Origin of the sequence: Streptomyces chrestomyceticus JCM 4735 (assembly GCF_003865135.1) — a bacterium.
Lineage (GTDB): Bacteria > Actinomycetota > Actinomycetes > Streptomycetales > Streptomycetaceae > Streptomyces > Streptomyces chrestomyceticus.
The window spans coordinates 3,028,305-3,050,846 of record NZ_BHZC01000001.1; the positions used below are offsets into that span (position 1 = coordinate 3,028,305).

The window sequence follows — 22,542 nt, forward strand, 5'->3', positions numbered from 1 at the left end:
CGTACCGACGGGCGCGACCCCTCCGGCTCACCGGCAGTACCAGTCGTCCGGCACGCCCCGCGCGGTCTGCGCCCAGTGGCCCTCCCGGCTCAGCCGGCAGATGTTCCTGGCCGTCTCCCCGACGTCGACGGACCACTCACGCACCGTGCCGTCCGCGCTGCCGCTGACCAGCGACCGGCCGTCGGGCCAGTACGACAGGGACAGCACACTGCCGGAGTGCCCGGACAGCACGGCCGTCGTACTGCGGGCGGCCACGTCCCACAGGCGTACGGTGTCGTCGTCCCCGCCCGAGGCCAGCGAACGGCTGTCCGGACTGAACGCCAGCGAGGCGACGCTGCTGGAGTGGCCGCGCAGGGTGCCGGCCAGGCGGCGCCCCGGCACGTCCCACAGCAGGATGTCGTGGTCGGTGCCGGACGTGGCCAGGGTCTTGCCGTCGTCGGCGAAGGCGGCGGCGAAGACGGGATAGGAACGGCCGGTGAACCGGGCGGCCTCTTCGAGGGTGGCCGCGTCCCACAGCCGTACGACGCCCCGGTTGCCGGCGTTCTCGGTGACCGCCAGGGTCCTGCCGTCCGGTGCGAAGGTGACGGTGGAGCCGTTGCCGGAGAGCTGGCGCGCGCCCGTACGCCGGTGGCTCGCCACGTCCCACAGGAACAGGTGGCGGTCGTCCCCGACGGTGGCCAGCCGCTTGCCGTCCTTCGAGAAGGCGGCCTCCCGTACGGTGCCGGTGTGCCCGCGCAGCTCGGCGAGCAGCCGGCCCGAGCGCACGTCCCACAGCCGGACCGTACGGTCGGCGTGCACGGACGCGAAGACGTCGCCGTGCGGCGAGAACACCAGGCTGGTGATCACCCCGGGCGGTGCGTCGAGCGACCGCAGGGGTTGCGGCCGGTCGGCGGACCACAGCGTCAGCTCGCTGCCCGCGGCGGCGATGGTCCGGCCGTCCGGGGACACCGCGACCGAGGTGATCCCGCCCTGCCGGCCGCCGAGCCGCTCCCGGCCGTGGCCGGCGATGCGCCACAGCCGGACCGTGCCGGTGTCGTCGTCCGCGGGCGCGGCCAGGGCGGTACCGTTCCGCGCGAACGACAGCGCGCTCGCCGACTCCACCCGCGCCGTGAACTTGTCCCGCGCGTGCCGGCGGTTCACGTCCCACAGCCGGACGATGCCGTCGTAGCTGCCCACGGCGAGGGTCCGGCGGTCCGGCGACCAGGCCAGCGCCGTGATCCGGTCGGCCGTACCGGTCAGCTCGCCCGCTGCGCGCCGCCCGGCGACGTCCCACAGCCGCACCGTACGGTCCCCGCCCCCACTGGCGAGGCTCCGCCCGTCCGGGCTGAAGGCCAGCGCGAACACCGGCTGGACGTGTCCGGTGAGCGTGGCCAGCGGCCGGTAGGTGCGCGCGTCCCACAGCCGGACCGTACGGTCGTCACCGGCCGACGCCAGGACCTTCCCGTCCGGCGAGAAGGACACCGCCGTCACATTGCCCTTGTGTCCGGTGAGGTCGGCGACCTGGCGCCGCGAGGCGACGTCCCACAGCCGGACCGCGTCGCCCGTGCTGCCGGACGCCAGGGTGCGGCTGTCCCGGGAGAAGGACAGCGACATCACCCGTCCCGAGGGGCCGTTCAGCACACCGAGCAGCCGGCGGTTCGGGACGTCCCACAGCCGTACGGTGGTGTCGTCCCCGGCGGACGCCAGATACCGGCCGTCCGGGCTGAAGGCGAGCGCGTAGACGGGGCCGATGTGGCCGATGAAGGTGCCGCGCAGCCGGTCGGTGGCGGTGTCCCACAGCTTGACCGTACGGTCCACCGAACCGGTGGCCAGGGTGCGGCCGTCCGGGCTGAAGGCCACCGCGGTCACGACGCCGGTGTGGCCGGTGAACTGGTTGGCGCGGAACGCGCCGTAGGCGCTCAGCAGACTGCCCCGCGCCTCGACCGTCGGCGCCTGCCGGTAGCCGTACAGCGCGGTCAGCGCCGCCGCCTGGGGCTGCTCCCGGCGCAGCTCGGCGGCCTCCGCCGCATACTGCCGGGACACCGCGATCCGGCGCTGCGCCTCGGCGTCCGACCGCTGCTCGAAGGCGATGCCCGCCGCGATCAGGGCGAGCACGAGCAGAGCACCGAGTGACGCGGTGAGCCAGCGGGCGCGGCGGCCCCGCCGCCGGTCGGCGCCGGTGGCGCTGCGCAGGAAGTCCCGTTCCAGGGCGTTGAGCGCGGCGCCGTGCACCCGCTCCCAGGCCTGCGCCCCGGCCAGTTGCGCGCCCCGGTACAACGCGCCCGCGTCCCGGCCCAGTTCGTGCCACGCCTCGGCGGCGGCGGTGAGCCTGCGGTGGGTCCGCAGCGCCTCCCGGTCCTCGTCGAGCCAGTGCCGCAGCCGGGGCCAGGCCCGGATCACGGCCTCGTGGGCGACCTCGACCTTCCCGTCGGACAGCACCACCAGCCGGGCGGCGGCCAGCTTGCGCAGCAGCCCGTCGATCTCCTGCGGCTCGGCCAGGCCGTCCAGTTCGCGGCGAGCCAGCCGGCGCCGGGTGTCCTCCGTCCCCTCGCCGAGCGCGGTCAGCCGCAGGAACACCGCCCGCATCACCTTCCGCTGCCGGGGCCCGGCCTCCTCGTACATCCGCTCGGCGGTCTGCGCGACGGCGCCGCGCATCCCTCCGGTGGCGCGGTAGTCGGCCAGCCGCAGGGTGCCGCCGCTCCGCCGCTGCCACGTCTCGCGCATCGCGTGCCCGACCAGCGGCAGCGCGCCCGGCTGGCCTGCCGCCTCGGCGAGCACCGCCTCCACCAGGTCGGCGTCCACCTGGACGCCGGACCGGACGGCGGGCTCGGCGATGATGTCCCGCAGCTCGGCACGGCTGGGCGGCCCGACGGGCAACTGGCCGGCCGTACGCAGCACGGCGACCAGCCCCGGGTGGACGAAGCAGCGCGCGTAGAAGTCGGCCCGGATGCCGACGGCCAGCCGGATCCGCCGGTCGTCGGAACGGGCCAGATCGGCCACCGCGCCGAGGAAGGCGGTGCGCTCGGCCTCGTCGGCGCAGAGCGTGAAGACCTCCTCGAACTGGTCGACGACCAGCAGCGCGCGGGCGGTGTCGGGCCGCGCGGCGAGCCAGGTGCGCAGGGCCAGGTCGAGCGCGGCGGGGTCGTCGTCGAGGCTGCGGCGGAGGGGGGTGGTGGGGGGTTCGGGGGTGGGGGCTTCGGGGGCTGGAGCTTCAGGGACGGGAGTGGGGCGGTCGTCCGTACGCGCCTGCTCGTCGACGTCCCCGCCGTCCTCGCCCACCCCCTCGTCCTCCCCCACCGCGGGGCCCGTGTCGGCGGCCGGGCCGCCGCCGCCCGGCGGGCCGGGTTCCGCCACCAGGCGGGCCACCGCCGCCGCCAGGGCGGTGAGCGGCCGCGCTCCCGGGGTCAGGAGTACGGGGTGCCAGTGCGCGCCGAGGTGGGGCACCAGTCCGGCCCGCAGCAGGGAGGACTTGCCGCTGCCGGAGGCGCCGAACACCACGGTGAGCGTGTGCTGTCCGACGCGCTCGGACAGCTCCTCGGTGAGGGTCGCCCGGCCGAAGTATTCGGCGGCGTTGGCCGCCTCGAAGGCGGCCAGCCCCGGGTACGGGCACCGTGCCGTGACCGGTTCGTCGCCGCCGGCCCCGGCGGCCGCCCGCCACCGTGCCTCCCACTCGGCCCGCTCCCCGCCGCACGCCTGGGCGTAGGCCAGGACGACGTCCAGTGTCGGCAGCCGCTCGCCCTTGGCCGCCTCCGCCAGGGTGCTGGCCGAATAGTGCGCCGTCTTGGCGAGCGTGCGGTAGCTCGGTGTCCCGGCCCGCTGCCGCAGTCGGCGGAGTTCCCAGGCCAGCCGCTCCACCGGCCCGGCCTGCGGGTCCACCGGCCGTTCGGGCCGTCCCAGCCGGGGCTTGTGCTGTCCTCCCCCTGCGATCCCCGCCACCTTCTTCCTGCGCCGGGGCCGCCCCCCGCGGCCCGATCTCCCATTGTCCGACGTGTTCGTCCCGGGCGAGCTGCACTTTCGGACAACTCGGCGGCGTTCCCCGATGGCATCCTGGAGACGTTCCGGGCGCGCGCCGGCCGTGGCCGGCCGCGTCCGGTCCCTACGGCGGGGAGGGCGCGGTGGACAGGGCGGCGGACGGGACGGCAAGCGGGGCGGCGGAGACGGCGACGTGGGCGGCGGCCTGCGGCTCCGGGGTCACGGCGGACTTCTGGTGCGACCCGGTCTGCCCGTACTCCTGGGTCGCCGCGCAGTGGCTCCAGGAGGTGACCCGGGTCCGCCCGGTCGGGGTACGCCTGCGGTTGATGAGTCTCCAAGTGCTCAACGAGGGCCGGGAGGTCGACCCCGAGGACCCGGACGGCGAGTGGGGCGCGTACCTGTGGGCGCCGGTGCGGGCCTGTGCGGCGGTGGAGCAGCGGTACGGGCACGAGGCGCTGGGCCGCTTCTACCGGGCGCTCGGCGTGCGGCTGCACCACCGGGGCGAGTGGGACGGGATCGAGCGCGCGCTGACGGACGCGGGGCTGCCGCGCGAGGTGGCCGAGGCGGCGTGGACCACGGAGTACGACGCGGTGGTCCGGGCGTCGCACGCGCGCGCCGTCGCCCTGGTCGGAACGGACGTCGGCACGCCGGTCGTCGCGGTGGACGAGGTGGCCTTCTTCGGGCCGGTGGTCTCCCCCGCTCCCCGGGGAGAGGCGGCGGGGCGGCTGTGGGACGGTGTCCTGAAACTGGCTTCCGTACCGGGCTTCCACGAGCTGCGCCGCCCGGCCGCCGCCGCACCGGACTTCGGCCCCGAACCGGCCGCCGGGGCCTCTCCTTGTGTCGGCCACAAGTCGGACGACCGTCCCCCACGGGATGACGGCCCCCGCCCGGGTCGGACTTCCAGCCGGTGCCACTTTCACCACTTCGGACTGAGGTGTCGGGGACCTCGCACGACGAAGAATGGGACTGCACCACACACCTACCTCCCAGGGCCCTTCCGGCCCCGCGGAGACCGGTGTCCCGCCGGGCCCGACCGCCCCGGCGGCCCCGCCCGTCCCCTTCCCAGGAGTTCACCCGTGTCCCACGCGGCCGCTTTCCCCGCCCCCGCCCGAGCCACCGCGGCCGTCGCCGCCCGTGCCACGGACCTGAGCAAGGTCTACGGGCAGGGGGAGACCCAGGTGGTCGCGCTGGACCAGGTGTCCGTCGAGTTCGGCCGCGGACGCTTCACCGCGATCATGGGTCCGTCCGGTTCCGGCAAGTCCACGCTGATGCACTGCATGGCGGGCCTGGACTCCATATCGTCCGGCTCGGCCCTGATCGGGGACACCGAGCTGACCGGTCTGAACGACAAGAAGCTCACCCAGTTGCGCCGCGACAAGATCGGCTTCATCTTCCAGGCGTTCAACCTGCTGCCGACGCTGACCGCGCTGGAGAACATCACGCTGCCCATGGACATCGCGGGCCGCAAGGCCGACCGGGACTGGCTGGACCGCATCGTCTCGACGGTAGGCCTGTCCGGGCGGCTCAAGCACCGGCCCGCGCAGCTCTCCGGCGGCCAGCAGCAGCGCGTCGCGGTGGCCCGCGCGCTGGCCTCCCAGCCCGAGATCATCTTCGCCGACGAGCCGACCGGCAACCTCGACTCCCGCTCCGGCGCCGAGGTGCTCGGCTTCCTGCGCGAGTCCGTACGGGCGATGCAGCAGACCGTCGTCATGGTCACCCACGACCCGGTCGCCGCCGCCTACGCGGACCGGGTGATCTTCCTGGCCGACGGCCGCATCGTCGAGGAGCTGTACGAGCCGACCGCCGACGCCGTCCTGGACCGGATGCGGCTGTTCGACGCCAAGAACCGTACGAGCTGACGCCCGCCGCCGACACCTCACCCCAGGACTGACACCACCACCATGTTCCGAACCGCCCTGCGCAATGTGCTCGCGCACAAAGCCCGCCTGATGATGACCGCGCTCGCGGTCCTCCTCGGCGTGGCCTTCGTCTCCGGCACCCTGGTCTTCAGCGACACGGTCGGCGAGGCCGTCAAGAAGGCTTCGGCCAAGAGCTTCAAGGACGTCGCCGTCTCCGTACAGGCCACCTCGGGGGACGCGCCGCCCGTCCCCGAGGACGGGAAGAACCGTACGACCCTGCTCACCGACCGGCTGGCCGACCAGGTCCGCTCGCTGCCCGGCGTGGCCGCCGTGCACGCCAACGTCAGCGGCCGCGCCACCGTCGCCGACAAGGACAACCAGCCGATCGGCAACGACTGGCAGAACGTCGCCACCAACTACCAGCCGGGCGCGGGCGGCAAGGACAGCCGCTACCCGGTCGTCCAGGGCCGCGGCCCGGCCGGGGCCGGCGAGATCGCCCTCGACGAGGCGACCGCGGAGAAGGGCGGCCTGGCGCTCGGCGACACGGTGCGCTTCGCCACCGACGGTCCGGCCCTGCACAAGAAGCTCGTCGGCATCGTCCACTCCGAGGACCCGCAGGTCACCGCGGGCGGCAGCCTCGCGCTGTTCGACACCGCCACCGCGCAGAAGCTGTTCGTGCGCCCCGGCCAGTACGACGAACTGGTGGTGGCCGCCAAGCCCGGCACCGACGAGAAGGCGCTGACCGCCGCCGTCGAGAAGCTGCTGCCGAAGGACCGCGCGACGGCGACCAGCGGCGCCGCGCTCGCCGCCGGTCAGGCCAAGATGGTCGAGCAGAGCAACCAGGCGATGAGCAAGACGCTGCTGGTGTTCGCCGGTATCGCGCTGTTCGTCGGCGTCTTCATCATCGCCAACACCTTCACCATGCTCATCTCCCAGCGCAGCCGTGAGATCGCGCTGATGCGGGCGATCGGCGCCTCCCGCCGCCAGGTGGTGCGCTCGGTGCTGGCCGAGGCGGGCCTGCTCGGCCTGGTCTCCTCCGTCGTCGGCTTCGCCCTCGGCACCGGCATCGCGGTCACCATGCGCGCGGTGCTCAACGCCAACGGCGCCGGCTTCCCCGACGGCCCGCTGGTCATCAGCCCCAGCGCCGTCCTGTCCGCGCTCGGCGTCGGCGTGCTGGTGACCGTACTGGCCGCCTGGCTGCCGTCCCGCAAGGCCGCGAAGATCGCCCCGGTCGAGGCGCTGAACACGGTGGACGCGGCGCCCAAGCTGCGCGGCCTGGTCGTCCGCAACACCATCGGCGCGGTCATCACCGGCCTCGGCGTCGCGATCATGCTCTATGTGTCCACCCGGAAGACCGCCGAGGACATGATGACCCCCATGGCGGGCTCGGCGCTCACCCTGGTCGGCGTCATCGTCCTGGCGCCGCTGCTGTCCCGGCCGCTGGTCTCGCTGACCGGCAAGGTCACCACCCGGATCTTCGGCGTCAGCGGCAAGCTGGCCAAGGAGAACGCGCTGCGCAACCCGCGCCGGACCGCCGCCACCGCCTCCGCCCTGATGATCGGCCTCACCCTGATCACCGGCATGACGGTCGTCGGCGTCTCGGGCCAGCGCGCCTCGGACGAGATGGCCGCCCAGGGCCTGACCGCGGACTACCAGGTCAGCACGGCCAACTTCCGCGGTCTGGACCCCGAACTGACGAAGCAGGCCGCGAAGCTGCCCGGCGTGCAGGCGGCGGTGCCCCTGCGCTCGGCCGCCTTCGAGACGGACGGCGGCAACGGCTACGGCTCGGTCACCGGCACCGACCTCGCGCACCTCGGCAAGGTCACCGACCTCACGTTCGTCAGCGGGTCGCTGGACGCCGTGCGCGACGGCGGCGGGGTCGCGGTCTCCCGCAGCCGGGCGGAGAAGCTGCACTGGAAGACGGGCGAGACCCACGAGGTCGGCTTCTTCACCGGCACGGAGAAGAAGGAGAAGGCCCGGCTCAAGGTCGCCGCCGTCTACGAGGACAACGCCACCGTCGGCGACCTGTTCGGCTCCACCACGCTGGTCGACCCGCACGTCAAGCCCCTCAAGGACGAGAAGGTCCTGGTCAAGACGGCCAACGGGCCCGACGCCGGGCTGGAGAAGGAGATCCGCAAGGCCCTCGGCGACAGCCCGCTGCTCAAGGTCCAGGACAAGGACGCGCTGCGCAAGGAGAACGCCGGCAGCATCGACACCGTCCTGAACATGGTCTACGGACTGCTCGGCATGGCCGTGATCATCGCGGTCGTCGGCGTCGTCAACACCCTGGCCATGTCGGTCTTCGAACGCACCCGGGAGATCGGGATGCTGCGCGCCATCGGCCTCGCCCGCAGCGGCATCAAGCAGATGGTCCGCCTGGAATCCGTCGTCATCTCCCTGTTCGGCGCGGTCCTCGGCATCGGTGTGGGCGTCTTCCTCGCCTGGGCCGGCGGCAAGATGACGGCCGCCTCGATGCCGACGTACGAGATGATCCTGCCGTGGGACCGCCTGGGCATCTTCCTGGCGATCGCCCTCGTGGTCGGCGTCCTCGCCGCCGCCTGGCCGGCCCGCCGCGCCGCCCGCCTGAACATGCTGGAGTCCATCGGCGCCCAGTAACCCCCGTCAGCACCCGCCCCTCCTGTCCGCCCCGTCCCTCTCCCCAGGGACGGGGCGGACGTTCTTGCGCGAACCGGCCTTCTCACAACGCCTTTCGGACAACGGTGATCACCGAGATGCCCTGGCGGCCACAAAGGCGGTCATCATGATTCGCCCGCGAGTGGCATCAGTAAAGAGCGTACAAAACATTAAGAGAGGCGTTCCGGATATGCAGTTCCTTCAGCACCGCATGGTGGTCAGCGGCCAAGCCACCACAAGGATCGAACGATGAGACGGGGAAGACCGGGAACGAACGCGTTACGCCCATTAGGCCGCCAGGAACCCGCCTTCCGCCGTGGGCAGTTACTTCGGCGCGGCGCCTGTTCCATGGTGCTGTCCGCCGCCTTGGTGGCCGGCCTCATGGGCTCGCACGTCGCCGGCGCGACGGAGATCGTCGAAGACGACCCGCTCCTTCGCCGCGGACAAGCGGTCGACGCTTGGATGGACGGGGGCAGCGGTGTCAAGGCAGCCGCTGAGCAGGCGCTCCTGGGCACGGACGAGGACATCAGAAAGTTTCTCGCCCAGAAGGACAGGATCGAGTTCGACGACGACTACATCGACGCCAGCCGGGTTTTCGACGCCGGCGGGCCCGCGGTCCGCGCAGCGGCGAAGGCCGCGCTCAAAGCCGGCAAGGCCGACGCCCCCGAGCCCGTGCGGGCGTTCCTGCGGGACGGGTGGAAGGCACCGTTGCAGCAGGACCAGCAGGTCGAGGTCTCGCGCATCATCAATTTCGGTGGCAAGGGAGTCCAGGACGCCGGGAAGGCGGCGCTGAAGGGAACTCCCGAAGATGTCGTCAAGTTCCTTGCCCAAGGCCAGTACGAGGCTCGCAGGAAGGACGACGAGGTCGAGGTCTCGCGGCTCGTCAACACTGGCGGTCCGGCGGTCCAGGCAGCCGGCAAGGTGGCCTTGAAAGGCACACCCGAGGACATCACCGAATTCCTGGAAGTGGGTCAGTTCGTCGCCCGCAACCGCGACCAGGAGCACGCGACCATCGCCCAACTGGCGGAGCAGGCCACCCAGGCCGGCATCCGGGCCAAGAACGCCACCCAACAGGCCCAGGACGCCTCCGCCCGCGCGATCGAGGCATCGGCCCTGGCCAAGGAAGCCGCACTGAAGGCCGCGGAGGAGACCGAGGCTGCCAAGGGCGACGCCCAGCAGGCCGCGGTCAAGGCGAAGCGGGCCGCGGACGCGGCCCGTGGCGCCGCCGCGGCCGCCCAGCAAGCCATCGGCGCGGCCAACGCCGCGAACCGCGCGGCACGCATAGCGGCGCTCGCCGCGGCACAGACCGCCGCGGCGGCGGCCTCCGCCGCCAACGCGGCCAACGACGCCTACAACGCCTCCATCGCGGCGGCCACCAACGCGGGCCGGGCCGGCGAGGCCCGGGACATGGCCAAGAAGGCCCGGCAGGCCGCAGCACTCGCCGACACCTCGGCCGAAGCGGCCAAGAAGGCGGGCGAGGCGTCGCTGGCCGCCGGAGCCGCGGCCGGCGCGGCGCACAGCGCAGGTGCCGATGCCGACGCCGCAGCCGACGCCGCCGACCGGGCCAACGCCTATGCCCGGGCCGCGGGGGTGCACTCCGGTGAGGCCGCGGCCGCGGCCGCGGAGACCCGCCGTCACGCGCGTGAGGCCAACCGGGCCGCCAACGCCGCCGAAGCGCTGGCCCGGCGCTCCGCCGACGCCGCATTCGAGGCGCGCGCCGCCGCCAACTCCGCGGCTACCCATGCCAGGAACGCCGCGGCTGCCGCCGACGAGGCCGCCCAGCATGCCGGCGAAGCGGCCAAGGCCGCCGAAGAGGCCAACAAGCACGCCGCCGCGGCGAAACTGGCCGCCGAGGCAGCCGACACCGCGGCCGCCACAGCCAAGAAGGTCTTCGACGTCGCCCGGCAGACCGAGGCGGAGGACCTGGCCACCCGCACCAGCGCCGCCATCGAACGAGCCAGGACCCGGGCGTCCCAAACCGCTTCCCTGACCGCGACCTCTGCTGCCGGTCTCGCCGAGGCCCGCTCACTGGACACCACGGCCGCCGAGCTGGCCGCCGAGGCCGACAAGGCCGGCGCCGACACCAAGGTGCTCGTCGGCAAGGGGCGGGCGCTGGCCATGAAGGCGCTCAAGTTGCGCGGATCGTGGAGTCAGGACGCCGCGGCACGGGCCCTGTCCGGCTCGGACGAGGACGTTCTGGACTATCTGCGCCGCGGCTGGACGGAGGCCGGACAGGACGAGAGCCGCGAGCAGGTGTCCCGGCTCAGTACCCACAGCCCTTACGAGGTGGTGCGCACGGCCGCTGCACAGGCACTCAAGGGGTCGGACCAGCAGATCCGCGACTTCCTCACCAGCGGCCAGTACGACGTGGCCGCCACCGATCTCACCGTCCGCGTCTCCCAGATCAACGGCACGGGCGGGCCCGGGGTCAAGGAAGCGTCCAAGGCCGCCCTGCGCGACGGGCGGGGCAAGGTGCTGGCCGCCTTCATCGCCACCGGCCAGTACGCGGCGCAGAACTCCGACGAACAGGTCATCGCCTCGAAACTGGTCAACGACGGCGGCCCGGAGGTGAAAGCCGCGGCCAAGGTCGCCCTGGCGGGCTCCCCCGACCAGCTCCACGAGTTCGTCCAGACCGGCCAGTACATGGCCGATCGCAAGGACAAGCTCGCCGCCAACCACGTCGCCCAGATGCAGCGTCTGGTATCCGAGGCTTCCCTCGTCGCCGCCCAGGCCCAGCGCAACCGCTGGCTCGCCGCTCAGGCCGCCGCCGAGGCCAACAAAGCCTCCACCGATGCCACCGCTGCCGCCGCCGAGGCAAGGAAATCCGCCGAGCTCGCGGAGGACTACCGTCGCGCCGCGGACCAATCCGCCACCAGTGCCGAGACCAGCGCCGCGCAGGCCGCGGATTCCGCGAAGCGTGCGCGCAAAGCCGCCGACGCCGCCGATCTTGACGCCAAGGCAGCCGAACAGTCCGCGGCCCAAGCCGAATTCTCCGCCGACTACGCCCGTCGGTCCGCGAACGCGGCAAACGAAAGTGCGACCGAGGCAAGATTCTCCGCACTGAGCGCCGGAAAGAGTGCTGCCGAAGCCGACACCCTGGCTTCCCAGGCGTGGGAGAGCGTGCGGAAAAAGCTCGAAGCGGAAGAAGCTGAGGCGTTCCGCAAGGCCGAAGAGGAGCGCAAACAGAGAGAAAAGGAGAAGGCCGAGAAGAAAATTTGCCGCCCCAATCTCTCGCACGAGCTGGCCGACGTGGTCTGCATCGCCGGCGGCGGCATACTTGAGGTACCGGAACCCGATCCCACGATGACCGCCATCGCATGGGAATTCAGCGGACTCGCCGATCTGGAAAGATGCATCAAAGAACCGAGCTTCGGCCCGTGTGTCTCCTTCGCCCTTTCCATTGTTCCGGTGGGCAAGGCCGGCAAGATACTCAAGCTGGGCGGTGAAGGTGTCGAAGGCATCGCCAAGGGCTCGCGCATCGTCAAGGCCGGAATCAAGTGCGCCACCTGCTTCCTGGCGGGCACCGGAGTACTGATGGCGGACGGGAGCCGAAAGCCTGTCGAGGACGTGGCGGTCGGCGACTCGGTGACCGCCACGGACCCGGTCGACGGCCGGACCGGCCCTCGCACGGTCATCGCCCGCATCATCACCGAACACGACAAGCGCTTCAACGAACTCACCGTGGCCACCTCGCAGGGGGAGCAGCGGCTCACGGCCACGCACGAGCATCCGTTCTGGTCCCCCTCGCAGCACGCCTGGGTCGAGGCGGCCGACCTCCGCAGGGGCATGACGCTCCGGACCCTCGACAACGGCGTCGTGAAAGTCCACCGAAACCGCGCGTTCACCGAATCCGCCCGTACCTACAATCTCACTGTGGCGGGTCTGCACACGTACTACGTGTTCGCGGGCACCACGCCGGTCCTGGTGCACAATTCCGAATGCGGTCCGGCCTTCAATTCCTCCAGGTCCTCACTGAATCACTACTTGAAGCACGTTTTTGGGGTGGACCTGAACAAGAAGGGAAGATACAACGGGAAGCCTCACGTCAAGCCGGACATGCCCGAATTCAGCGGACCGAACGGGTACAATGCCTACAAGAAGGCAGCCAGCGATTTCCTTAGCGGCCCTCCGCGCTCCGGTGACCTGATGTCGGACGCGGGGTCGCTCTTCCGCATGGACCCGAAGACCGGATACTTCGGCGTGCGGGACAACCGGGGCGTAGTGCAGACCTTCTTCCGCCCGGAACGTCTGGACGAGTATTTCCGGGAACAGCAACAGCGGTTCGGCGGGCGTATCATCCCCTGACCGTATTTTTCGCCGAGCGCCGGACATGAAGGCGCCGGAATGTGAAGCCGGGGCGCACCCTCGACACCGGGTGCGCCCCGGCCCCGTCCCCCACCGACAACGACCACGAAAGGACGGACATGAGCGAGGAGTTCTTCGTCCGGTACACGGAGGTGCAGTACGGCTCGGGCCGGGCGCGGGCCGTCTCGCCGCGCGGCGATCTCGGCCACTGGAGCGCGTTCGTGGACACCTGCGAGGAAGGCTACGACGACGCCCTTCCCGACTACTTCTACGAGCTGCGCATCAGAGACGCGATCGAGCGTGCGCTCACCGACGAGCGGCTGCGGCAGACCGAGGGGTATGCGGCTTTCCGGGCGAGGGTGGAGGCCGTCGACGAGCGGTTCCGCCGGGTGGCGTCCGAGCGGCTGCCCGTCGCGGATCCGTCGGGGCTCGGCTGGTGGCATCTGGTCGTACCCGGGCGGGGAGGCGAGGAGTTCGCCCGGAGTCTCCGGGAGGAGTTCGGGGTGACGGTCGACGTCGTTCCGTAGCCGTTCCGCGAGGAAGCCGACGGAGGGCCGTTCGAGGGCCGCGGCGAGGGTTCGGCCGCCCCGAAAGGGCAACCCGCAGCGCATGGCAGCCGAAACGTCCGAGAAAACCACCACGCTGATCGCCCACTCGTGGTGGTCCGTACTGCGGCGCACCGTCAAGGAGTTCGTGGACGACGAGCTTCCCGACCGTGCCGCGGCCCTCACGTACTACGGGGTGCTCTCCCTCTTCCCGGCGCTGCTGGTGCTGGTCTCGATGCTCGGGGTGATCGGGAAGTCGGCGACCGACGCCGTGCTCGGCACTCTCGAAGAGATCACGCCGGAGGCGGCGCAGCAGATCCTGCGCGGCGCGGTACGCCAGTTGCAGGACGGGCCCGGCACCGGCGGGGTGCTGGCCGTCGTGGGTCTGCTGGCCGCGCTGTGGTCGGCCTCCAGCTACATAGCGGCCTTCATCCGAGCCGCCAACGCCGTCTACGACCTGCCGGAGGGGCGGCCGGCGTGGAAGACCCTGCCGCTGCGGCTCGGTGTGACGGTCGTGCTGATGGTGCTGCTGTCGGCCAGCGCGGTGATCGTGGTCTTCACCGGCTCGCTGGCCCGGCAGGCGGGCCGCGCCCTGGGCGTCGGCGACACCGGCATCGCGGTCTGGTCGGTCGCCAAGTGGCCCGTCCTGCTGCTGCTCGTGGTGCTGATGATCACCATCCTGTACCGCGCCACGCCCAACGTACGGGACCAGGGGCTGTGGCGGCTGACGCCCGGCAGCTTCCTGGCCGTCGTGCTGTGGCTGGCCGCCTCGGCGGGCTTCGCGCTGTACGTGGCGAACTTCGGCTCGTACAACAAGACGTACGGCACCCTGGCGGGCGTCATCGTCTTCCTGGTCTGGGTGTGGCTGTCGAACCTGGCGGTCCTGCTGGGTCTGGAGTTCGACGCCGAGCTGGCCCGGCAGCGGGCGATCACCGAGGGGCACCCGGCGCGGGAGGAGCCGTACGTGGAGCCGCGGGACACCCGTGCCTGGCCGGACCGTCTGCGGCTCCCGCGCCGGCGGCGCCGTACGGAACGGGAGCCGTCGCCGGACCACTGAGCGAGGCCCCGGCGCGCGCTGCCCCAAAAAGGTGAGCGTCTGCACCACCGCCGCCCCAGCGGGTACCTCTGACCTTCCGGGGCCCCACCCACGGCGCGGACCCGGGCGCCGCCGAGTGCTGAAGGAAACCGAGAGCAGTGACAGACGTAGCAAGCCAGGGGCCGGCGCCCGGCGACGACCGCCCGGTGCTCACCAACCGGCAAGGCCACCCGGTCTACGACAACCAGAACCAGCGGACGGTCGGGGCGCGCGGACCGGCCACGCTGGAGAACTACCAGTTCATCGAGAAGATCAGCCACTTCGACCGGGAGCGCATCCCCGAGCGGGTCGTGCACGCCCGCGGCGTGACCGCGTACGGCTACTTCGAGAGCTACGGGAAGTGGGGCGACGAGCCCGTCGGCCGCTGGACCCGGGCCCGGCTGTTCCAGGAGGCGGGCAAGCGCACCCCGGTGGCCGTACGGTTCTCCACCGTGATCGGCGGCCGGGACTCCTCCGAGGCGGCCCGCGACCCGCGCGGCTTCGCGGTGAAGTTCTACACCGAGGACGGCAACTGGGACCTGGTCGGCAACAACCTGGCCGTCTTCTTCATCCGGGACGCCATCAAGTTCCCCGACGTCATCCACTCCCTCAAGCCCGACCCGGTCTCGCACGAGCAGAAGCCGGCCCGCATCTTCGACTTCATGTCGCAGACGCCGGAGTCGATGCACATGCTGGTCAACCTCTTCAGCCCGCGCGGCATCCCGGCCGACTACCGGCACATGCAGGGCTTCGGGGTCAACACCTACAAATGGGTGAACCAGGCGGGCGACACCGTCCTGGTCAAGTACCACTGGCTGCCGAAGCAGGGCGTGCGCAGCATGACCGAGGAGGACGCCGCCGCCGTCCAGGCCGGGGAGCTGGGCCACGCGACGAAAGACCTGTACGAGGCGGTCCGGCGCGGTGACCACCCCGAGTGGGAACTGGTCGTCCAGATGATGAGCGACGACGACCACCCGGAGCTGGACTTCGACCCGCTGGACGACACCAAGGTCTGGCCGGAGCAGGACTTCCCGCCCCGTCCGGTGGGCCGGATGGTCCTCGACCGGATGCCGGACAACTACTTCGCCGAGAACGAGCAGATCTCCTTCGGCACCGGCGTCCTCGTCGACGGCCTGGACTTCTCCGACGACAAGATGCTCGTCGGCCGGACCTTCTCCTACAGCGACACCCAGCGCTACCGCGTCGGCCCGAACTACCTCCAGCTCCCCGTCAACCGCGCCCAGCGGGCCACCGTGCACACCAACCAGCGCGACGGCCTGATGGCGTACGACCAGGACCAGCACGGGCCGAACCCGGAGGTCAACTACGAGCCGTCGATCACCGGCGGCCTGCGGGAGGGCACCTACCCGACCCACGACGATCAGGGGCCGGAGATCCGCGGCCGGCTCACCCGCAGCCGCATCCCGCGCACCAACGACTACCTCCAGGCGGGCCAGCGCTTCCGGCTGATGGCGGACTGGGAGCGCGACGACCTCGTCAAGAACCTCACCGACCTGATCTCCCAGGCCGACCGGCCGGTGCAGGAGCGGATGGTGTGGCACTTCCTGCTGGTCGAGAACGAGCTGGGGCTGCGCGTCGGCGAGGGGCTGGGCATCGGCCCGAAGGACGTCGCCCATCTGGAGCCGCTGGCCGGCCAGGACCTGACGGACGAGGACCGGGAGCGGCTGACGCGCCTCGGCGACAATCCGCCGCGGGACGTGTCCGGGCTGACCATGACCCACTGCGTACCCGACGAGCGGCATACCGTCGCCTCCTGACGGGCACGGTGAACGCACGGACGACGCCCTGGGACACGGCCTCGCCGGTGGTCCGGCGGGGCCGTGTCCCGTGGCACCGAGGTGGTTCCCCGCGCCTCCCGCGCGGGGCGCCACGGGAGGAGGAACGATCGGGCATGGCAGCGGCGAAGCGGTACGCGGTCGCGGGATCGGGCCAGTGGGTGGACGACGAGGACGGGCGGCGGCTGCCGGCGGGCGAGGTGCACGCCTGGGAGCAGGGGCTGAACCAGACCGTGTGCGGTCTCTCGCTCAGCCGCTCGCAACTGGCCCGGTTCCCGCACGTCGCCTGGCCCGACATCCTGCCCGAGTCCGGCGGGGCCGCAGACCGGGTCCAGCGGGTGTGCCCGCGCTGCGCGTCCGTCGCGGGGCGCCGGGGCGGGGACGCGCGGCCCCGCTGGCAGCGGGTCGATCCCCGGCCGTGACGGCATCCTGACGGCGGGGCCCGCCGGGGGTACGTGTGCGGACCGCGGCCCCGTCGCGTACGGCCCGGCGCCGCCGTACGACGTACGGCGGCGCCGGGGATTCAGGCGGGCCAGGTGCCGGTGGCCTTGCGGACGGCTGTCGCGCCGCTGCGGTCCACGGCCGCCTTGACCACCGCGAGCGTCGCGCCCTGAAGGGCGGCGGCGGGCAGCACCTCGCGCCAGCGGCGGTCCTCGTCGGTGGCCTTCGGCGCGTCCTCCGCGCCGCCGACCAGCTTCCACAGGCGCTTGAACAGCGCCCCGGCCAGCACACCGCCGAGGACGCCGAACAGCACGCCGAGCGGCTTGTAGAGCAGTTTAATCATCAGTGGTGTCCTTTGCTCCGGCAGGCCCGCCGGGCCTTGGCCCCTGCCTTGGCGAGCGGGCGGGCGGTCTTCCTCGTACGCAGCTTGGCGCGCCGTACGTACGGGCGCATCCGCACGCGGTTCCGACGCCGCAGCACGAGCGCGCCGGCCAGCAGCGCGCCGCCCGCGGCGGCGGCCGCCCGGACGCCGGTCGAACGCGACAGCCGGGCCGCCTGCTCCCGCGCGCGGCTCTTGACGTCGGCCTTGTCGGCCAGCGCGGCCACGGTGTCGCCGAGTTCCTGCCGGGTCAGCTCGATCCGGGCCCGGAGTTCGTCCGGGCCCGCCGTGCCGCCCTTGCCGGGGTCACTGGTCATCGCCGGGCCCTCTCCTTGATCGTCTCGATGTCCTTCCGGACGCTGCGTACGGCCTCCTCGGGCACCGGCGGGGTGGCACGGCGAATCCGCTGCCGTCCCAGCAGCCCCAGGACCGCCGCCAGCACCAGCAGCACGCCCACGACCACCAGGCCCGCCGCCCACAGCGGCAGCACCAGCCCGAGCGCGATGATCGCGGTCGCCACCAGGGCCTGGGCCGCCAGGAACGCCACCGTGCCGGCGCCGCCGAGCAGCCCGCCGCCCACGCCGAAGCGCTTTCCCTTGCGCGCCAGTTCCGTCTGCGCCAGCCGCATCTCGTCGCGCACCAGGCTGGAGAGCTGCTCCGACGCCTGGGTGACCAGTTCGTTGACCGGCCTGCCGTCCGGCCGGGCCGTCCGGTGATCCACGAAGTCGCTCATCCCGGTCACGCCTCCTTCCTTGTGCGCGCCGGGTACCTCCTCACGGGCCGGTTAACCGGAATGCCGGCCGTTACGGTGCCGGGCGCCGTACGGGCCGTCTTCCGCGCAACGCGACGGCGCGCGCTCCCCGGCGGGGGAACGCGCGCCGTCGGCTGCGGAAGCGGTGGGTCAGAAGACCGACTCGGTCTCGTCCATGCGGCTCACCGGCACGGTCTTCAGCTCGGTGACCGCGTCGGCCAGCGGGCTCATCACGATGTCCGTGCCGCGCAGGGCGGTCATCTGGCCGAAGTCGCCCCGGTGCGCGGCCTCGACGGCGTGCCAGCCGAAGCGGGTGGCCAGCACGCGGTCGTACGCGGTGGGCGTGCCGCCGCGCTGGACGTGGCCGAGGATGACCGGGCGGGCCTCCTTGCCGAGGCGGTGCTCCAGCTCGCGGGCGAGGGCGGTGCCGATGCCCTGGAAGCGCTCATGGCCGTACTGGTCGATCTCGCCGTGGCCGTAGTCCATCGTGCCGTCGGCGGGGTGGGCGCCCTCGGCGACGCAGACCACGGCGAACTTCTTGCCCCGGTCGAAGCGCTCCTCGACCATCGCGACCAGGTCGTTCACGTCGAAGGGGCGCTCCGGCAGGCAGATGCCATGGGCGCCGCCGGCCATCCCGGACTCCAGCGCGATCCAGCCCGCGTGCCGGCCCATGACCTCGACGACCATGACCCGCTGGTGCGACTCGGCGGTCGTCTTGAGGCGGTCGATGGCCTCGGTGGCGACGCCGACGGCGGTGTCGAAGCCGAAGGTGCGGTCGGTGGCGGAGATGTCGTTGTCGATGGTCTTGGGCACGCCGACGATCGGCAGGCCGGCGTCGGCGAGCATCTTCGACGCGGTGAGCGTGCCCTCGCCGCCGATGGGAATGAGCACGTCGATGCCGTACTCCCGGGCCAGGTCCTTGCCGTTCTCGCACGCCTCGCGCAGCCGGGCGCGCTCCAGGCGGGCGGAGCCGAGGATGGTGCCGCCGCGGGCCAGGATGCCGCTGACGGCGTCCAGGTCCAGCTTGCGGTACCGGCCGTCCAGCAGGCCCTTGAAGCCGTCCTCGAAACCGATGACCTCGTCGTCGTGGCCGGTGAGGGCGCGGTGCACCACCGAACGGATCACAGCGTTGAGGCCGGGGCAGTCGCCGCCCGCGGTGAGGACTCCGATACGCATGGTGCTGTGTCTCCTGTGCTCGCTGTTGGTTCTTGTGAGCCGGTCCGATTGTTTCACGGGCCGGCGCGCGTTGCGCTCACAGCGTCGGGCACCACTGCGACTGCCCGCTGACACATGCGTAAAACTGGAGGGGCGACTTAACCACAGCCGCAGGTATTGTCAAGAGGGGCAAGCTCACCATAACGGGAAATTTGACCTTGCGAAGCGACGGATGGATCGGAGAGCACGCGTGACGCGCAGCGTGTACGTGACCGGTATCGACCGCGGCGACGGCCGCCAGGTCGTCGAGCTGGGAGTCATGGAACTCCTGACCCGCCACGTGGACCGGGTGGGCGTCTTCCGCCCGCTGGTCCACGACGGACCCGATCGCCTGTTCGAACTGCTGCGGGCCCGCTACCGGCTCTCCCAGCCCGCCGAGACCGTCTTCGGCCTGGGCTACGAGGAGGCCGCCCGCCTCCAGGCCGAGCAGGGCACCGACGAGCTGGTCTCCCAGCTCGTCGAGCGTTTCCACCGGGTGGCCAAGGACCACGAGTACGTCCTGGTGCTCGGCTCCGACTACGCCGCCACCAGCCTGCCGGCCGAGCTGAACCTGAACGCCCGGCTGGCGAACGAGTTCGGCGCCGCGGTGCTGCCGGTCGTCGGCGGCCAGGGCCAGGAGGCCGCGTCGGTGCGCGCCGAGGCGCACAACGCCTACCGCGCCTACCACTCGCTGGGCTGCGACGTCGTCGCCCTGATCGTGAACCGGGTGGCGCCCGGCCAGCACCCGGCCGTCGCCGAACAGCTCTCCGCCCACCTGCCCGTCCCCTGCTACGCGCTCCCCGAGGACGGCGCCCTCTCCGCGCCCACCGTCGGCCAGATCGTGCACGCGCTCGGCGCCGAGGTGCTGCTCGGCGACGACTCGGGGCTGGCCCGCGACGCCCGCGACTTCGTCTTCGGCGGCGCCATGCTGCCGACCTTCCTGAAGGCGCTGACCCCGGCTGCCTGGTCGTGACCCCCGGCGACCGCGCCGACCTGGTCATCGGCTCGCTCGCCGCGCACAGCGCCGGCGCCCCGTCCATAGCGGGCGTGCTGCTGACCCTGGACGAGCGTCCCGGGCCCGACATCATGGCGCTGGCCGACCGGCTCGCGCCCGGCACCCCGGTGATCTCGGTCTCCGGCGGCTCCTTCCCGACCGCGGCGGAGCTGTTCGCCGTCGAGGGCAAGCTGAACGCCGCGGCGCCGCGCAAGGCGGAGACCGCGCTCGGCCTGTTCGAGCGGCATGTGGACACCGCCGAGCTGACGAACCGTATCTCCATCGCCCGCTCCGGCCGCGTCACCCCGATGATGTTCGAGCACGAGCTGATCGAGCGCTCCCGCGCGGGCCGCCGCCGGGTCGTCCTGCCGGAGGGCAACGAGGAGCGGGTGCTGCGCGCCGCCGACGTCCTGCTGCGCCGGGACGTGTGCGACCTGACGCTGCTCGGCGAGGAGGCCGCGGTCCGCAAGCGCGCCGCCGACCTCGCCATCGACCTGGAGGGCGCGCAGATCATCGACCCGCAGGTATCCCCGCTGCGCGAGCGCTTCGCCGAGTTGTACGGCAAGCTCCGCGCCCACAAGGGCGTCACCTACGAGCTGGCGTACGACGTGGTCGCGGACGTGTCGTACTTCGGCACGCTGATGGTGCAGGAGGGCCTGGCCGACGGCATGGTCTCCGGCGCGGTGCACTCCACCGCGGCCACCATCCGCCCCGCCTTCGAGATCATCAAGACGAAGCCCGGCGCGCAGATCGTCTCCTCGGTGTTCTTCATGTGCCTGGCCGACCGCGTCCTGGTCTACGGCGACTGCGCCGTCAACCCGGACCCGGACGCCGAGCAGCTCGCGGACATCGCCATCCAGTCGGCGGCCACCGCCGCCCAGTTCGGCGTCGAGCCGCGGATCGCGATGCTGTCGTACTCCACCGGCACCTCCGGCTCCGGCGCGGACGTCGACAAGGTCCGCAAGGCCACCGAGCTGGTCCGCGAGCGCCGGCCCGACCTGCTGGTCGAGGGCCCGATCCAGTACGACGCGGCGGTGGACGCCGCGGTGGCCAGGACGAAGCTGCCGGACTCCGAGGTCGCCGGGCGGGCCACCGTGCTGGTCTTCCCCGACCTGAACACCGGCAACAACACCTACAAGGCCGTGCAGCGCTCGGCCAACGCGGTCGCCGTCGGCCCGGTGCTCCAGGGCCTGCGCAAGCCGGTCAACGACCTGTCGCGCGGCGCGCTCGTCCAGGACATCGTCAACACCGTGGCCATCACGGCCATCCAGGCGCAGGGTGCGGCACCGGGCGGCTCGCCCGCCGCCGGCGCCTGACACCCCCGCAGCCCGCCCCCCACAACCGACCGAAAGCTGCTTCATGACTGCCAACGCCACCCGCGTCCTCGTCCTCAACTCCGGCTCTTCCTCGGTGAAGTACCAACTGCTCGACATGCAGGACGGCTCCCGGCTCGCCGTGGGCCTCGTCGAGCGCATCGGCGAGGAGACCTCGCGCCTGTCCCACACGCCGCTGGCGACCGGCGGGGACAAGCGCGAGCGCGAGGGCCGGATAGCCGACCACGAGGAGGCGCTGCAGGCGGTCGCCGACGAGCTGGCCGCGGACGGGCTCGGCCTGGACTCGCCCGAGCTGGCGGCGATCGGGCACCGGGTGGTGCACGGCGGCCTGAAGTTCACCGCGCCGACCGTGGTCGACGACGCGGTGCTCAAGGAGATCGAGCGGCTGGTGCCGGTCGCGCCGCTGCACAACCCGGCGAACATCACCGGCATCCGGACCGCCCAGGCGCTCCGCCCCGACCTGCCGCAGGTCGCGGTCTTCGACACCGCCTTCCACACCTCGATGCCGGAGCACGCGGCGCGCTACGCCATCGACGTGGAGACGGCCGACGCGCACCGCATCCGCCGGTACGGCTTCCACGGCACCTCGCACGCGTACGTCTCGCGCAAGACCGCCGAGCTGCTCGGCAAGGCGCCCGAGGACGTCAACGTCATCGTGCTGCACCTGGGCAACGGCGCCTCCGCCTCGGCGGTGGCCGGCGGCCGCTGCGTGGACACCTCCATGGGCCTGACGCCGCTGGAGGGCCTGGTCATGGGCACCCGCTCCGGCGACATCGACCCGGCCGTGGTCTTCCACCTCAAGCGGGTGGCGGGCATGGACGCGGACGAGGTCGACGAGCTGCTCAACAAGAAGAGCGGCCTGGTCGGGCTGTGCGGCGACAACGACATGCGGGAGATCCGCCGCCGGATCGACGAGGGCGACCAGCGGGCCGCGCTCGCCTTCGACATCTACATCCACCGGCTGAAGAAGTACATCGGCGCCTACAGCGCGGTGCTGGGCCGGGTGGACGCGGTGGCGTTCACCGCGGGCGTCGGCGAGAACTCCGCCCCGGTGCGCGAGGCCGCGGTCAAGGGGCTGGAGGAGCTGGGGCTGGCGGTGGACGCCGACCTGAACTCCGTACGGTCCGACGCGGCGCGGCTGATATCGCCGGAGTACGCACGCGTCGCGGTCGCCGTCGTCCCCACCGACGAGGAGCTGGAGATCGCCGGCCAGACCTACGCCCTGGTCGGCGGCTGACCTCCGGCACACCCGGCCAGGCGCCGTCGGCACCCCCGCGGCGCCTG

13 protein-coding genes and 2 pseudogenes are annotated in these 22,542 nt (G+C 72.3%); 10 read left to right on the plus strand and 5 right to left on the minus strand.

The features are described from left to right. Positions 1-27: 27 nt before the first annotated feature. Positions 28-3,915, minus strand: a complete 3,888-nt coding sequence (locus EJG53_RS12415) for an nSTAND1 domain-containing NTPase (RefSeq protein WP_125044898.1) — start codon at positions 3,913-3,915, stop codon at positions 28-30. A 179-nt stretch (positions 3,916-4,094) separates the two neighbouring features. Here EJG53_RS12415 and EJG53_RS43870 point away from each other — a divergent pair. From EJG53_RS43870 to EJG53_RS12450, 8 genes and pseudogenes are all read left to right on the plus strand, one after another. Next, a pseudogene (locus EJG53_RS43870) lies at positions 4,095-4,721 on the plus strand (mycothiol-dependent nitroreductase Rv2466c family protein); the annotation flags it as partial. Positions 4,722-5,027: 306 nt separating this feature from the next. Then, positions 5,028-5,810: an ABC transporter ATP-binding protein gene (locus tag EJG53_RS12420; RefSeq protein WP_125049332.1), complete on the plus strand. Its 783-nt coding sequence runs from the start codon at positions 5,028-5,030 to the stop codon at positions 5,808-5,810. A gap of 42 nt (positions 5,811-5,852) precedes the next feature. Beyond that, entirely contained in the window at positions 5,853-8,426 is a 2,574-nt protein-coding gene (locus EJG53_RS12425) for an ABC transporter permease (protein WP_125044899.1), read from the plus strand. A 366-nt stretch (positions 8,427-8,792) separates the two neighbouring features. Then, entirely contained in the window at positions 8,793-12,749 is a 3,957-nt protein-coding gene (locus tag EJG53_RS12430) for a polymorphic toxin-type HINT domain-containing protein (protein WP_167515102.1), read from the plus strand. A 119-nt stretch (positions 12,750-12,868) separates the two neighbouring features. Further along, positions 12,869-13,276, plus strand: a complete 408-nt coding sequence (locus EJG53_RS12435) for a HalX domain-containing protein (protein WP_125044901.1) — start codon at positions 12,869-12,871, stop codon at positions 13,274-13,276. A gap of 82 nt (positions 13,277-13,358) precedes the next feature. Continuing rightward, positions 13,359-14,351, plus strand: coding sequence for a YihY/virulence factor BrkB family protein (locus tag EJG53_RS12440; protein ID WP_125044902.1), 993 nt, complete (start codon positions 13,359-13,361; stop codon positions 14,349-14,351). A gap of 137 nt (positions 14,352-14,488) precedes the next feature. Continuing rightward, the gene (locus EJG53_RS12445) at positions 14,489-16,147 is read left to right on the plus strand and encodes a catalase (protein WP_125044903.1); all 1,659 of its coding nucleotides are present in this window, start codon (positions 14,489-14,491) and stop codon (positions 16,145-16,147) included. Positions 16,148-16,281: 134 nt separating this feature from the next. Beyond that, entirely contained in the window at positions 16,282-16,587 is a 306-nt protein-coding gene (locus EJG53_RS12450; RefSeq protein WP_031007991.1) for a hypothetical protein, read from the plus strand. Positions 16,588-16,688: 101 nt separating this feature from the next. On the opposite strand, the gene EJG53_RS12455 is transcribed toward EJG53_RS12450, so the two are convergent. From EJG53_RS12455 to EJG53_RS12470, 4 genes are all read right to left on the minus strand, one after another. Continuing rightward, a complete protein-coding gene (locus tag EJG53_RS12455; RefSeq protein WP_031007993.1) occupies positions 16,689-16,949 on the minus strand; it encodes a DUF4235 domain-containing protein in 261 nt (86 codons plus the stop codon). Next, positions 16,949-17,302: a DUF3618 domain-containing protein gene (locus EJG53_RS12460; RefSeq protein WP_125044904.1), complete on the minus strand. Its 354-nt coding sequence runs from the start codon at positions 17,300-17,302 to the stop codon at positions 16,949-16,951. The genes EJG53_RS12455 and EJG53_RS12460 overlap by 1 nt, the downstream gene beginning before the upstream one ends. Further along, positions 17,299-17,718, minus strand: a complete 420-nt coding sequence (locus tag EJG53_RS12465) for a phage holin family protein (RefSeq protein WP_125044905.1) — start codon at positions 17,716-17,718, stop codon at positions 17,299-17,301. Before EJG53_RS12465 ends, EJG53_RS12460 begins: the two co-directional genes overlap by 4 nt. A gap of 168 nt (positions 17,719-17,886) precedes the next feature. Further along, a complete protein-coding gene (locus tag EJG53_RS12470) occupies positions 17,887-18,912 on the minus strand; it encodes an ATP-dependent 6-phosphofructokinase (RefSeq protein WP_031007997.1) in 1,026 nt (341 codons plus the stop codon). Positions 18,913-19,141: 229 nt separating this feature from the next. Between EJG53_RS12470 and pta the strand changes: the two are divergent. Beyond that, positions 19,142-21,240: pseudogene (gene pta / locus EJG53_RS12475) on the plus strand (phosphate acetyltransferase). 43 nt (positions 21,241-21,283) lie between these two features. After that, positions 21,284-22,495 (plus strand): acetate kinase, encoded by a 1,212-nt coding sequence (locus EJG53_RS12480; protein WP_125044906.1) that lies wholly within the window; start codon positions 21,284-21,286, stop codon positions 22,493-22,495. The last annotated feature ends 47 nt before the right edge of the window (positions 22,496-22,542 follow it).